This is a genomic window from Crassaminicella thermophila (assembly GCF_008152325.1).
Taxonomy (GTDB): Bacteria; Bacillota; Clostridia; order Peptostreptococcales; family Thermotaleaceae; genus Crassaminicella_A; species Crassaminicella_A thermophila.
The window spans coordinates 1617119-1631306 of record NZ_CP042243.1 but is presented as its reverse complement, the minus strand read 5'-3'; the positions used below and the strand labels follow the sequence as shown (position 1 = coordinate 1631306).

Sequence of the window (14188 nt, the reverse complement as noted above, 5' to 3'; positions counted from 1 at the left end):
ATTTTAATTAGGCAAATTAAAAGAGGTGTATAGATGATAGATAAAAAATTGTTTAAACATATAGATATAATTTTGATTATTATTGTACTGTTGCTTTTTGTTATTAGTTTAATAATGATTAGTAGTGCGACACATATTACTCAAAAGGGATTAACTAGACAAGTAAAAGTACAAGCAATTGCTTTTTTACTAGGAATTTTTGCTATTATTTTTATATTATTTATAGACTATAATACTTTTGCTAGATTTCAAAAGGGGATTTATATAGGATCAATTATATTGTTATTATCTGTATATTTGCCAGGAATAGGAAAGGTTCAATTTGGTGCAAGAAGCTGGATTAATTTAGGACCTATAGATGTCCAACCATCTGAAATTGTAAAAATTGCTTTTATACTTTCCTTTGCTAAATTTCTTGAAGATAAACAGAACAAATTAGATACTATAAAAGATTTGATTCCTGTAGGGATATATGTAGCTGTACCAATACTTTTGGTTTTAAAAGAACCAGATCTAGGTAATGCATTAGTATTTGTTGTAATTGTTTTAGGAATGACTTTTGTATCAGGTCTCAATTACAAGATAATAGGAAAAGGAGTATTAGCAGGCATTATTTCATTACCTATTGTATATAAATTTTTAGCTCCACATCAAAGGATAAGAATAGATGCGTTCCTACATCCTTCAGATGTTAGTTTGCCGGGAAATTATCATGTTATGCAATCGAAAATTGCAATTGGTTCAGGGCAACTACTAGGGAAAGGCTTGTATCAAGGAACACAAAATAACTATAACTTTTTACCAGTACAAGAATCAGATTTTATTTTTGCAGTGCTTGGAGAAGAATTTGGATTTGTAGGTGGGTTAATTATTTTAATTTTATATTTTATATTTCTTTATAGAATGATAAAAATTTCCCAAAAAGCAAAAGATGTATATGGTTCATTAGTTGTTGTAGGTATTACCTCTATGTTTGCATTTCAAATATTTGAAAATATAGGAATGACTATGGGGGTAATGCCTGTAACTGGAGTTACTCTTCCTTTTTTGAGTTATGGTGGAAGTTCACTCGTGACCAATATGATTGCAATTGGTATCGCTCTTAATGTAGGGATGAGAAGGCAAAAAATAAATTTTTAAATGGGTGAGGAGAAGATGAAAATGAATATTGCACTGATAGCACATGACAAGAAAAAAGAGAGTATGATTAATTTCACAATAGCCTATAAGGGCACACTTGCAAAGTATAATTTGATGGCTACTGGTACTACTGGTAAACTCATTCAAGATGCTACAGGACTTAATGTTAAAAGATTTCGATCTGGTCCATTAGGTGGAGATCAGCAAATCGGAGCAGAAATTGCTGTAAATAATGTGGATTTAGTAATTTTTTTAAGAGATCCATTAACAGCACAACCTCATGAGCCTGATATTTTAGCATTGTTAAGATTGTGTGACGTTTATAAGATACCTGTAGCAACGAATGTAGCTACTGCTGAAATTCTACTTCGTGCCATGGAAAGAGGGGAATTTCAATGGAGAGAGTTTGTACAAAAATATGAAGATTAGTAAATAAGAATTTTGAGTAGATAAGGACTAAAGCAATTTTTGCTTTAGTCCTTTGTTGTAATAATTAACCTTCCTGTAAAATATATTATATTATAATCTACATAAGGAGGGTAATTATGAACAAATTGTATAGAAAAATAAACTCAAATAGACAAAAGATATCTAATCATGTTAAAAGAAAAAATTATAATAATAGAGGAAGTCAATTTTATAAAAGAACTTTAAAGCAAATTGTACTATGCATATTGATCGTACTACTAGTCATTTTTATAAAAAATATAAATTCGCCAATTACAAATAAAACAAAAGATGTAATTAAAATTTCTCTTACGAAAGAAATAAATTTAAAAAAATCTATTAAACAAATAATGGTGTATGTAAAAGAAATACCCAAAATGCATAATAAAGTTACAAATGTATTTAATGCTTTTTCAAAGGAAACAAATTCAAGCATAAAATTCATAGTACCTTTAAAAGGAGAGATTATATCCAATTATGGAGAAAGTAGGGATCCAATATTAAATATAAAAACGTTTCAAAGAGGAGTAGATATATTAGTTAATAAGGATGAAAGTATTGTATCAGTTGCAGATGGGGAAATTATACAAATTGGGGAAGGAAAAAGTTTAGGAAAATACATAAAAGTAAAACATAAGAACAATATGGTATCTTTTTATGCTAATTGTTCACATGTAAAAGTAAAAAAAGGGCAAATAGTAAAAAAAGGAGAAGAAATTGCTACTATTTATAAGCCAAATAAAAATGAAAACACTTATTTACATTTTGAACTTTGGAAGGAAGGAAAAGTTGTTGATCCTACAAAATATATTCCTTTTGATAGGAAGATACTTTAATATAAAAGGTGATAAATGAATGAGGCTGATGCGATTATGTGAAGTAGATATAAAGATGAATATGTTCTTATGTATTTTTTTTGTAGTATTTTTTGTGTTTGGTTATATTAAGTATTTAGTTATCGCCTTTTTTGTTATATTACTCCATGAAGGAGCTCATGTTTATATGGGAAATTTATTGGGATATAAGATTAACAGTATTGAGATTTTTCCGTTTGGAGGAGTCGTAAGAATGGAAGCAGATATTGCTATAAATCCACAACATGAAATAATGATTGCAATATCTGGACCAATTTTAAATTTGATAATGGTATTCTTAGGATATTATATATTAAATATTTTTCAATTATCTAATGAGAAATTTCTTTTTTTTATATATTCAAATTTAAGTATTGGAATTTTCAATTTGTTACCTATTCTTCCTCTAGATGGAGGAAGAATAGGTAGAGCCTATCTTGCATATTTTATTGGTTTTAAGAAATCAACTAAATTTGTAGTGATCTTATCGAAAGTGATTAGCTGTGTATTGTTTTTATATGGATGTTATGCTGTTAAATACAATAAATTTAATATATATATATTATTATTAGCCATCTTTTTATATATAGCGGCACATAAAGAGTATAAGATGGCAGCTTTTATTTTTATAAAAGAAGTAACTCAAAAAAGACAACATTTATTGTGTAATGGTGTATTGAATACAAAATATTTAATAGCAGTAAAAAATACACCAATAAAGGATGTTATGAACCAATTTGTGCCAAGAAAATATCATATAGTTACAGTAATGGATGCTGATTGTAAGATAATAGGTGTATTAACAGAAAATGATGTATTAAATGGACTAGTAAAATATGGATTAAATGCTTCCTTAGAAAAGTTGTTAAAGAGTGGGTAAAATGGTAGAATAGTAATGCGAAATCTTTAGTACAAAATATTGTATTTAAGTTCGAGTGTATACAAATAATAGAAAAGAGATAGAAACATGAACTAGGAGGACAAAAGATGAACAAATTGGATTTAGAGGAGCTGCTATTTGAGGTTGAGAAGCCTGCAAGATATATAGGTAGTGAAATTAACTCGGTAAAGAAATCTTTAGATACTATTAAAATACGATATGGTTTTGCGTTTCCAGATATATATGAAGTAGGTATGTCTCACTTAGGGATGCATATATTATATAATATATTAAATGAAAATGATGAGATATTTTGTGAAAGAATTTTTTCACCTTGGATAGATATGGAATTAGCTTTAAAAGAAAAGAATATACCATTATTTACATTAGAAACACATAGCCCTATAGGAGATCTAGATTTTATAGGATTTACGCTTCAATATGAATTAAGTTATACAAATTTGTTAAATATACTTAAGTTAGGGCATATTCCTATAAGAAGTAAGGATAGACAAGAAAGATATCCTTTTATTATTGCAGGAGGACCATGTGCATATAATCCTGAGCCTCTTGCTGACATAGTAGATATTTTTGTGTTAGGAGAAGCAGAGGAAGTTATATTTGAAATAATAGAGAAGTATAAAGAATGGAAAGAACGTAGTGCTACAAAGAAAGAATTCTTAGAGATGATTGTTGATTTAGATGGGGTTTATATACCTTCCTTTTATGAAGTAAAATACAACGATGATAACACGATAAAAGAGTTTGTTCCTAAAAAAGAAAGTTATCCAAAGGAGATATCTAAAAGAATTATTAAAGAATTAGATTGTGTGTTTTATCCTAAGAAAGTAATCGTTCCTTTTATTGATGTTGTACATGATCGTGCTATGGTGGAAATTTTTAGGGGCTGTACAAGAGGTTGTAGATTTTGTCAAGCAGGCATGTTATATAGACCTATTCGTGAAAGATCAATTGATAAAATAAAAGAATTAGCACATGAATTGATTAAAACTACTGGTTATAATGAATTATCACTAGCATCATTAAGTACAAGTGATTATTCGAAAATCAATGAATTAATCAGATATCTAATAGATGAGTATGGTAATAAAAAGATTGGATTATCTTTACCATCTTTAAGATTAGATAAATTTCCATTAGAAGTTATTGAAGAAATTCAAAAAGTACGAAAAACAGGATTAACATTTGCTCCAGAAGCTGGATCACAGAGATTAAGAGATGTTATTAATAAGGGCATAACAGAAAAAGATTTGATTGAAACAGTAAAAAATGCATTTTCTCTTGGATGGAATAATGTAAAACTTTATTTTATGATTGGACTACCAACAGAAACTTATGAAGATTTAGATGGGATTGTTGATCTTGCTTATAAAGTTGTTGAAACTTTTTATAGTATACCAAAAGAGAAGAGAGCTAGAGGATTAAATGTTACAGTTAGTACATCAAATTTTGTACCAAAAGGTTTCACTCCTTTTCAGTGGCAACCACAGGATACTATCGATGTTCTTAAAGAAAAACAAGAGTATTTAAAGAGCAAATTTAAACATAAAAACATCAAATATAATTATCATGATACAAAAACAAGTTTCTTAGAAGCTGTTTTTGCAAGAGGAGATAGAAGAGTTGGAAAGGTACTAATTAAAGCATGGGAAAATGGATGTAAATTTGATGGATGGAGAGATCATTTTCAATATGAAAAATGGATGGAAGCTTTCAAAGAAAGTAAAGTAGATCCTCATTTTTACGCTAATAGAAAGAGAGAATATGATGAAATATTACCATGGGATTTTATTAATATAGGTATTACAAAAAAATTCTTAATAAAAGAAAATGAAAAAGCAAAGCAAGAAATATTAACACATGATTGTAGAATAAGTTGTACAGGTTGTGGAATTAATCAAGCATTTTCAGGTGGTGTATGTAATGTATAAAGTAAGAATGAGATTTAGTAAAAATGGTTATATGATATTTATTTCTCATCTAGATTTAGTAAGAATGGTAGAGAGAGTATTAAGAAGAGCAAATATACCAATAGCTTTTACACAAGGATTTAATCCTCATCCTAAGATTTCATTTGCTACGGCTTTAGCTCTAGGGGTATCAAGTGATGGAGAATATATAGATATAGAGATACAGGAAAAAATAGATTTATCTATTTTAAAGAATAGAATAAATGAACAACTACCTGACGGAATTAAAATTATAAAGTGTAAATATATAGATGTAAAAAGTAAAGCACTTATGGCTATTGTAGAGCAGTCAAAATACATGGTAAGATGTTCACTAAAAAATGATGTAAGTGAAGAATTATTAAGAAGAGAAATATTAAACTTTATGAGAAATGAAGAAATACTGATGCATAAAATAATCAAGAAAAAAAATAAAGAAAAAAAGAAGGAAATAAACATAAGACCCCTTATTAAAAATTTAGAATTTGTAAGTAAAGATCATTTACAATGTATCTTTAGTATGATTGTAGCAACAGGAAGTAAGGGAAATTTAAAACCTGAAGTAGTAATAGAAAAATTAATAGAAAAAACAGAAATACCTATATTGTTGCAAAAAATTAGAATTCATAGATTGGAGTTATATGGAGTTATAGACGGAGAACTAGTAACACCGTTTGAGATAACTAGGTAAATTCATAGATTTAGGGGGATTATTGGAATGAACGAAATCATAGTCGATTCCAGCTTAAACCAAACACGTGTTGCTTTGTTGGAAGACAAAGAATTAGTAGAATTATACATTGAGAGAGAAAATAATAAAAGGACAGTAGGGAATATCTATAAAGGGCGAGTTACAAATGTTTTACCAGGTATGCAAGCAGCTTTTGTAGATATTGGACTTGATAAAAATGCATTTTTATTTGTAAAAGATGCTATATCACATGAAATGGCTAGTGACAGAAGAATTTCTATAAAAGATGTTATTAAAAATGGACAAGAAGTTATTGTACAAGTAGTTAAGGAACCTATAGGCACAAAAGGAGCGAGAGTTACAACCCATATAACTTTGCCTGGAAGGTACTTAGTTATAATGCCATATGTAGACTATATAGGAATTTCTAGAAGAATTAGTAATGAAGATGAAAGAGAACGTTTAAGAAATCTAATTGAAGGGTTAAAACCAAATAATATGGGGATTATTGTGAGAACTGCTGGAGAAGGGAAAGAAGAAAAAGAATTAAAAGAAGATTTAAAGTTTCTATTAAAATTATGGCAAAAGATTGATAAAGAAAAAAACTTAGGATTTGCACCAAGGATTATTCATAGAGATTTGGATTTGATACATAGAACGATTAGAGATATGTTTACTAGAGATATTCATAAATTTGTTATTAATGATAAAGAAAAATATAATAGTGTTACAGAGTTAGTAGAACTTATAGCACCTAACTTAAAGGAAAGAGTAGAGTATTTTGATATAGATATGAATATTTTTGACTATTATAATATAGAAAGTATGATTAAGAATGCATTATCAAGAAAAGTGTGGTTAAAAAGTGGAGGATATCTTGTTATAGATCAGACAGAAGCTTTTACTGTTATAGATGTAAATACAGGTAAATATGTAGGAAGTATTGACTTAGAAGATACTGTTTTAAAAATAAATAAAGAGGCAGCAGAGGAAATTGCCAAACAGATGAGGTTGCGTGATATTGGAGGTATTATTATTGTTGATTTTATAGATATGAATGATCAAAAAGGCGAAAAAGAAGTATTAAATGTGTTGGAAAAAGCATTACAAAAAGATAGAACAAAAACAAATGTATTAGGAATAACACAATTGGGATTATTAGAAATGACTAGAAAAAAAATAAGAGGACGAATAGGGTCTATTATGCAAAAAAAATGTCCTTATTGTGAAGGTACTGGAAAAGTATTATCTGAATATACAGTTATTCAAAGCTTAGAAAAAGAAGTAAAAAGAACAGCTGTGCATACAAATGCTGAAGCTATATTAATAGAATTATCTCCTTCTGTTATGGAAGTTTTAGAAGCAGAAGGAAATAGATTTATAAGAGAATTAGAAAAAGTAACAGAAATTAAAATTTTTATTGTAGGAAAAGAACACATTCATACTAATAATTTTAATGTAAAGGAAATCGGAAAAATAGAAAAAATTAAAACTATAGTGGAATCGTATAAAGAATAATTATTAAAATTTTATTTAAAAAGTATAAATATGTATAAAAAATGAAATAATTCTTGTTGTGTTAAAGATTATATTATGATATAATCATATCTGGCAATACGGACGGTCCGCTGTCATTAAATATGACAAGAACGTCTATGAAGGAAGGAGGGGCAACCATGGATATAATTAAAGCTATTGAGCAAGAGCAATTAAAGACAGATATTCCTGATTTTAATGTTGGTGATACTGTTAAAGTACACTTAAAAATTAAAGAAGGAAATAGAGAAAGAATTCAGGTTTTCGAGGGTTTTGTCTTAAAAAGACAAAATGGTGGAGCTAGAGAAACTTTTACTGTTAGAAGAATTTCTTACGGTGTTGGTGTAGAGAGAACCTTACCATTACATTCACCAAAAATCGAGAAAATCGAAGTAGTTAGAAGAGGTAAAGTTAGAAGAGCAAAACTTAACTACATTCGTGAATTAAGAGGTAAAGCAGCAAAAATTAAAGAAAAGAAATTTTAATTGTAAAGGGACTGGAATCAGTCCCTTTATTAATATATATAACTAATTATCATGGAGTGAAAAACCATGAAAAACAAATTAATTAAATTGCTGGGAACTATAATTATTACAATTATCTTTGTGGCAATTGTTAAAATTTTAATTTTTGAGTGTATAAAAATTAATGGTAATTCTATGTTTCCTACTCTTGAAGATAATGAAAGATTAATTGTAAATAAATTTGCGTATATTATAAGTAAGCCTCAAAAAGGAGATATTATACTTTTTAAGTGTCCATATGATATAAAATATAAAATGGTAAAAAGAGTTGTGGCAACAGAAGGAGATACAATTGAAATTATTAATGGAAATTTGCTCATAAATGATCATATAATCAAAGAATCGTATGTTTTAAATAAAACATCAGATGATTTTCGTAAAAGAGTAGTTCCAGAAAATACAATTTTCGTTCTTGGAGATAATAGAAACAATAGTAAAGATAGTAGATTTAAAGATGTAGGATTTATTCCTTTAGAGTTAGTAGAAGGGAAATGTTGTTATGTAATATGGCCTATAAAAAACTTCAAAAAAATTAGATAAATTGAGTGGTGATAAATATGCAACAAATAAATTGGTATCCAGGGCATATGAAAAAAACAAAAGAATTAATACAAAAAAATTTGAAATTAGTAGATGTAGTAATAGAATTATTAGATGCTAGGGTTCCTATTAGTAGTAGAAATCCTCAAATAGATGAAATTGTTGTGAATAAGCCTAGGATAATTGTTTTAAATAAAAGTGATTTAGCAAATCCTAATGATACGAATAAATGGATAAAATATTTTAAAAAACTTGGGGTAAATGCAATTGCAATAAATTCTCTAAGCGGTACAGGGTTAGATAAACTTATGTCAGAGATACATAGTGCTGTAAAAGAAAAGATGGATGAAAGAATAAAAAAAGGATTGCGTAAAAGACCAGTAAGGGCAATGATTGTAGGTATACCGAATGTTGGAAAGTCGTCTATTATTAATAGATTGACTGGAAAGAAAAGCGCAAAAACAGGTGATAAACCGGGTGTCACAAGAGGTAAACAGTGGGTAAGATTAAAGGGGAATATTGAGTTGTTAGATACTCCAGGTATTTTATGGCCAAAATTCGAGGATCAAAATGTGGGTTTAAAGTTAGCTTTTACAGGTTCAATAAAAGATGAAATTTTAGATATTGAAACAATAGCATTAAGGCTTATTGAATATCTATGTGAGAAATACCCTACATATATGAAACAAAGATATAAATTAAGCAATATAGAAGATGATGGATTAAAGAATATGGATAATATAGCTAAGAATAGAGGATGTATTATTTCAGGAGGAAGAATTGACTATACAAGAGTAGCAAATGTAGTAATAGACGAGTTTAGAAGTGGTAAAATAGGAAAAATTACGTTAGAATCACCAGATGATTTAGAAAGCACTATAGAAGAATAGTGCTTTCTATTTTTTATGATACAATAAGAATAAATACAACTTGAAAGGAAAATGATAAATGGATTTTAAAAATTTTAGCGTAAAAGAAATAAATGAATTTATAAATAAAATAAATGTAGAAGAATATAGTACATACATTTCTTTGTTAGAAAGGGATGGAAGGCAATCTGTTAAAAAGTTAGGAAGAAAATTAGAAAAAAGATATGAAAAATTTCTAAGTGAAAAGAAAAGGGTACAAAATTTATGGAAGTTTGAAAATCAGTTGATAGATATTGGATATAAAGTAGTTGCAGGAATCGATGAAGTAGGAAGAGGACCTCTTGCAGGGCCTGTAGTAGCAGCAGCAGTTATTTTACCACAGAATTTATTTATAGAAGGAATAAATGATTCAAAAAAAATATCCCTAAGAAAAAGAGAAGAAATTTTTGATATTATTACAAGAAAAGCTTTAAGTATTGGAATTGGAATAGTAGATAATAAAAAAATAGATGAGATAAATATATTAAATGCAACAAAACTGGCAATGAAAAAAGCAGTTCAGAAACTTTCTATATTGCCTCAATATTTGTTAATTGATGCAGTAAAATTAACCGATATAAATATTAAACAGAGTGCAATCATGCAAGGAGATAGTAAAAGTATATCAATCGCAGCAGCTTCTATTGTAGCAAAGGTAACAAGAGATAAAATTATGGATAGGTTCCATAAAATATATCCTCAATATGGTTTTATCAATCATAAAGGGTATGGAACTAAAGAGCATTATAAAAACATTGAGAATTATGGTATATCTCAAATACATAGAAAATCATTTTTAAAAAATATAATGGGTGATATAGAAAATGAAGATTAATCTTTCAAAACAAAGTTTTAAGGCTTTAGAAAATAATAATCAGGATTTTACATCATTAAAAATTGGACAGCTTATTAAGACCAAAATTAATAAAGTAAAAAATGATGGATTAATTATTGAATTAGGTAATGGGAAACTATTGTATGCTAAAACAACTTTTCCAATGAATTATAATGAAAATCAAGTTGTACAATTTCGAGTAAAAGAAATCAATGAAAATCAATTAATCATTCAACCAATACAGGAACGTTTAAATAAAGATGAGACAACAGAGAGAAAAATAATAAGTATATTAAAAGAATTTGATATAAAGCCAGAAAAAGAAAAAATTGAACTAGTAAAGAAGTTGATTGTCAATAAAATACCTGTAAGCAAGGAGAATATAATAAAGATTGCAAATTCAAAAGTAGACTTTGAAAGAGTAGAAACTTTGTTTAATTCTAAAGCTATAGAGATTAACGAAAAAATATTAAATGATGATATTCGTAAAGTTTTAAAAAATTTGTTAAAAGTTGAATTTGATTCTGGAGATTTAAAAAATTCAAATAAACAAACAAATTTTAAAAATATAAATATAAAAAATGTCAATTTTGAAAAAATTATTTTTTTGTTAAAGAATAAACTTACTATAAATATATCTAATATCACTAATTTAAATAATTTGCTTATGAAAGATTTTACAGTCACAAAGCAAACAGAAGAATTAATAAATCTTCTCTATAAAAATGATCAAACAATGCATCTAGCAAAAGGGGTTGAAGCGTTATCATTAAAAATAAAGAATATGATTTTTAAAAAAACTTTTAAACCTCAAGAAGTGATTAAAGAAATGCATATAAAAATTGAACTTATAAAACAAGTTGTTGAAAATATAGATTCAAAGGAAAGGAATCAAATTCTAAATAGTATAACAAACTTAAAAAACAGCTTAGATTTTATAAATAAGTTAAATGAGTTTCAAACTTATATGCAAATTCCGATAGTGCTAAATGATGAAAAGAAAAACTTAGATTTATTAATATCAAAAAAGGATAGAAATAAAAAAAAGATAGATCCAAAAGATGTAAAAATACTTGTGGAAATAAATACTAAAAACATGGATAAAGTAAAAGTTTTAATTGAAATAAAAGAAAAGAATATTATTTGCAATTTTAAAGTGACTACAGAAAAAATTCAAAAAAAGATATCTAAGTTTGAAAAATATTTAAAAGATGCATTAATTTTATTAGGATATGAGCAAATAAATATGAGGTATGCAGTTGTAGAAGATAGAAATATTGTATTTGATTTTAATGATGAAAATTTAAATGAAATTAATACTATTAATTTAAAGGTGTGAATATATGGAAAAAAAGAAAAAAATAGCAGCGGCATTAAAATATGAACAAAACGAAAATAAAGCACCTGTTGTTATTGCAAAAGGAGAAGGATATATTGCAGAGAAGATCAAAGAAATAGCATTAGAATTAGATATTCCGACTTATAAGGATGAAAAGCTGGTAAAGCAGTTAAATAATTTAGCTATTGGAGAAGAAATACCACCTGAGTTATATCAAGTAGTTGCAGAAATTTTGACTTTTATTATTCAATTAGATACAAAAGAAGCTAAACTTAATAAATAAGAGTTAATAACATAGCCAAAATTTGATTTTGGTTATGTTATTTTTGTAAAATATTAGTATAAATTAGCAAATATATTCCGAGTAGTAATATAAAAATGAACTAACATAATCAAATTATCTTTTAAAATAAACATAAAATCATAACAAAAATTTTCGAAAATTCAAACAATATGATATACTTTAATTATATTTGTATAAAAAATTTAAATAATGATAAAATACACAATAAAATAATAACATAAAAAATAGAATAATTGTTTAAATACGAGAGGAGAAAATTGTGGTGAATAGCAGTAGAAGAAATTTAGGTGTTTTAGGAGAAAAGATTGCATCAGAATATTTACAAAAAAAACACTATAGGATTATAAAATCAAACTTTAAATGTAGATTCGGAGAGATAGATATTATTGCATATAAAAATGATACATATATATTTGTTGAGGTTAAAACAAGAAGTAGCTTATCTTTTGGGAGGCCTATAGAAGCAATTAATACTACTAAGAAAAATCATCTGTTAAAATCAGGACAATATTATATTCAAATTTCCAATTTAAAAGATTGTAATTTTCGATTTGATGCTATTGAAATAATCATTTCTTCTCCAATATCTCCTAAAGTAAATCATATTAAGAATATAATACAGTAAATAATGTAATAATCATTAAATAAGAACGGTTTATAAAAGGAGGTATTTGGTTGCTATCTAGGGTCTTAAGTTGTATTTTAAATGGATTAGATGGTAGTATCACAGAAGTAGAAGTAGATATATCCAATGGATTGCCAGCTTTAAATATAGTTGGACTTCCAGATATGGCTGTTAAAGAATCAAAAGAGAGAGTTAGATCTGCAATAAAAAATTCTGGGCTTGAGTTTCCGATGAAAAGGATTACTATAAATTTAGCTCCTGCAAACACAAAAAAAGAAGGGACACATTTTGATTTACCTATGGCTTTAGGAATATTGCAAGCATCTGGTCAGATAGAAAATACAGATATTGAAAAATTTGCTTTTATTGGAGAATTGTCATTAAATGGGAGCCTAAATAGAGTAACAGGAGCATTACCACTTGTGATTGCATTAAGGAATCAAGGAATAAAAAAAATAATATTGCCTAAATGGAATGCAGAAGAAGCTGCAATGATTGAAGATATAGAAATTTATCCATTTGATAGTTTGATAGATATTATAAAATATTTTCAAGGAAATTTTGTAGTAGTTCCTTATAAATCTAATCAAAAAAGCTCAAATCAAGTGATTAGTAGTTATGATATAGATTTTGGAGATGTAGTTGGACAAGAAATGGTAAAAAGAGCATTTCAGATTGCTGCTGCAGGAGGTCATAATATTTTAATGATAGGGCCACCTGGTTCAGGAAAAACCATGTTAGCACGTAGATTTCCAACTATTCTTCCTGATATGACATACGAAGAAAAATTGGAAGTTACAAAAATATATAGTGTTGCAGGAGAATTATCTAACCAAGCATCTTTAGTAAAGGAAAGGCCTTTTAGATCTCCACACCATACTATATCTAGTGTTGCTTTAGTAGGTGGAGGTAGAAAGCCAAAGCCAGGAGAAGTATCATTAGCCCATTATGGTGTTTTGTTTTTAGATGAGCTTCCTGAATTTCAACGAAGTGTATTAGAGATATTAAGACAGCCTATGGAAGATGAATTTGTTACTATTTCTAGAGTAAATACAACATTAACATATCCATCTAAATTTATATTAGTAGCGAGTATGAATCCATGTCCATGTGGACACTATGGAGATTCATTGCATCAGTGTACTTGTTCACCAATGCAAATTAAAAAATATTTATCTAAAATTTCTGGGCCATTATTAGATAGAATTGATATGCATATTGAGGTCTTTCCAGTAAAGTATGATGAGTTAACAAAAGAAAAGACATGGAAAACTTCTACTCAAATGAAATTAGATGTTGACAAAGCAAGAAAAATACAGCTAGAAAGGTATAAAAAATGCAATATTTTATTTAATTCTCAGCTTTCTCCTCAATTAATGAAAAAGTATTGTAAAATAGGCTCTGAAGAAAAAAGGTTGCTAGAGGATGCTTTTCATAAGTTAGGATTGAGTGCTAGAGCATATAATAGAATAATTAAACTTAGTAGGACTATTGCAGATTTAGAAAATAGTCCACAGATTTTAGTACCACATATTGCAGAAGCTATTCAATATAGAAACCTTGATAGAAAATTTTGGGATGTATAATTAAAGGTG

15 protein-coding genes are annotated in these 14188 nt (G+C 27.5%); all 15 read left to right on the top strand.

Features of this window, described 5'->3' with window-relative positions; all coding sequences use genetic code 11:
• Nucleotides 1-33 precede the first annotated feature (33 nt).
• Nucleotides 34-1140: a rod shape-determining protein RodA gene (gene rodA, locus FQB35_RS07870; protein WP_148809455.1), complete on the top strand. Its 1107-nt coding sequence runs from the start codon at nt 34-36 to the stop codon at nt 1138-1140.
• Between the two features lie 21 nt (nt 1141-1161).
• On the top strand, nt 1162-1569 hold the full coding sequence (gene mgsA, locus FQB35_RS07865; protein WP_148809454.1) for a methylglyoxal synthase: 408 nt from the start codon (nt 1162-1164) through the stop codon (nt 1567-1569).
• Between the two features lie 116 nt (nt 1570-1685).
• A complete protein-coding gene (locus FQB35_RS07860; protein WP_148809453.1) occupies nt 1686-2423 on the top strand; it encodes a M23 family metallopeptidase in 738 nt (245 codons plus the stop codon).
• 19 nt (nt 2424-2442) lie between these two features.
• Nucleotides 2443-3321, top strand: a complete 879-nt coding sequence (locus FQB35_RS07855) for a site-2 protease family protein (RefSeq protein ID WP_148809452.1) — start codon at nt 2443-2445, stop codon at nt 3319-3321.
• A gap of 107 nt (nt 3322-3428) precedes the next feature.
• The gene (locus FQB35_RS07850) at nt 3429-5273 is read left to right on the top strand and encodes a TIGR03960 family B12-binding radical SAM protein (protein WP_148809451.1); all 1845 of its coding nucleotides are present in this window, start codon (nt 3429-3431) and stop codon (nt 5271-5273) included.
• Nucleotides 5266-5982 carry a TIGR03936 family radical SAM-associated protein gene (locus tag FQB35_RS07845; protein ID WP_148809450.1) on the top strand — a complete coding sequence of 239 codons (717 nt, stop codon included), beginning with the start codon at nt 5266-5268 and terminating at the stop codon, nt 5980-5982. The genes FQB35_RS07850 and FQB35_RS07845 overlap by 8 nt, the downstream gene beginning before the upstream one ends.
• Nucleotides 5983-6009: 27 nt before the next feature.
• Entirely contained in the window at nt 6010-7500 is a 1491-nt protein-coding gene (locus FQB35_RS07840) for an Rne/Rng family ribonuclease (RefSeq protein WP_148809449.1), read from the top strand.
• Nucleotides 7501-7658: 158 nt separating this feature from the next.
• Nucleotides 7659-8003 (top strand): 50S ribosomal protein L19, encoded by a 345-nt coding sequence (rplS, locus tag FQB35_RS07835; protein WP_148809448.1) that lies wholly within the window; start codon nt 7659-7661, stop codon nt 8001-8003.
• A gap of 66 nt (nt 8004-8069) precedes the next feature.
• Nucleotides 8070-8582 carry a signal peptidase I gene (gene lepB / locus FQB35_RS07830; protein WP_148809447.1) on the top strand — a complete coding sequence of 171 codons (513 nt, stop codon included), beginning with the start codon at nt 8070-8072 and terminating at the stop codon, nt 8580-8582.
• A gap of 17 nt (nt 8583-8599) precedes the next feature.
• Nucleotides 8600-9472, top strand: coding sequence for a ribosome biogenesis GTPase YlqF (gene ylqF / locus FQB35_RS07825; RefSeq protein WP_148809446.1), 873 nt, complete (start codon nt 8600-8602; stop codon nt 9470-9472).
• Between the two features lie 58 nt (nt 9473-9530).
• Nucleotides 9531-10325, top strand: a complete 795-nt coding sequence (locus FQB35_RS07820) for a ribonuclease HII (RefSeq protein ID WP_148809445.1) — start codon at nt 9531-9533, stop codon at nt 10323-10325.
• Nucleotides 10315-11664 (top strand): hypothetical protein, encoded by a 1350-nt coding sequence (locus FQB35_RS07815; protein WP_148809444.1) that lies wholly within the window; start codon nt 10315-10317, stop codon nt 11662-11664. Before FQB35_RS07820 ends, FQB35_RS07815 begins: the two co-directional genes overlap by 11 nt.
• Before the next feature lie 4 nt (nt 11665-11668).
• Nucleotides 11669-11947, top strand: a complete 279-nt coding sequence (locus tag FQB35_RS07810) for an EscU/YscU/HrcU family type III secretion system export apparatus switch protein (protein ID WP_148809443.1) — start codon at nt 11669-11671, stop codon at nt 11945-11947.
• A gap of 280 nt (nt 11948-12227) precedes the next feature.
• Complete coding sequence (locus tag FQB35_RS07805) at nt 12228-12593, top strand: YraN family protein (RefSeq protein ID WP_207707274.1); 366 nt, start codon at nt 12228-12230, stop codon at nt 12591-12593.
• Between the two features lie 50 nt (nt 12594-12643).
• Complete coding sequence (locus tag FQB35_RS07800; protein WP_148809442.1) at nt 12644-14179, top strand: YifB family Mg chelatase-like AAA ATPase; 1536 nt, start codon at nt 12644-12646, stop codon at nt 14177-14179.
• Nucleotides 14180-14188: the final 9 nt, after the last annotated feature.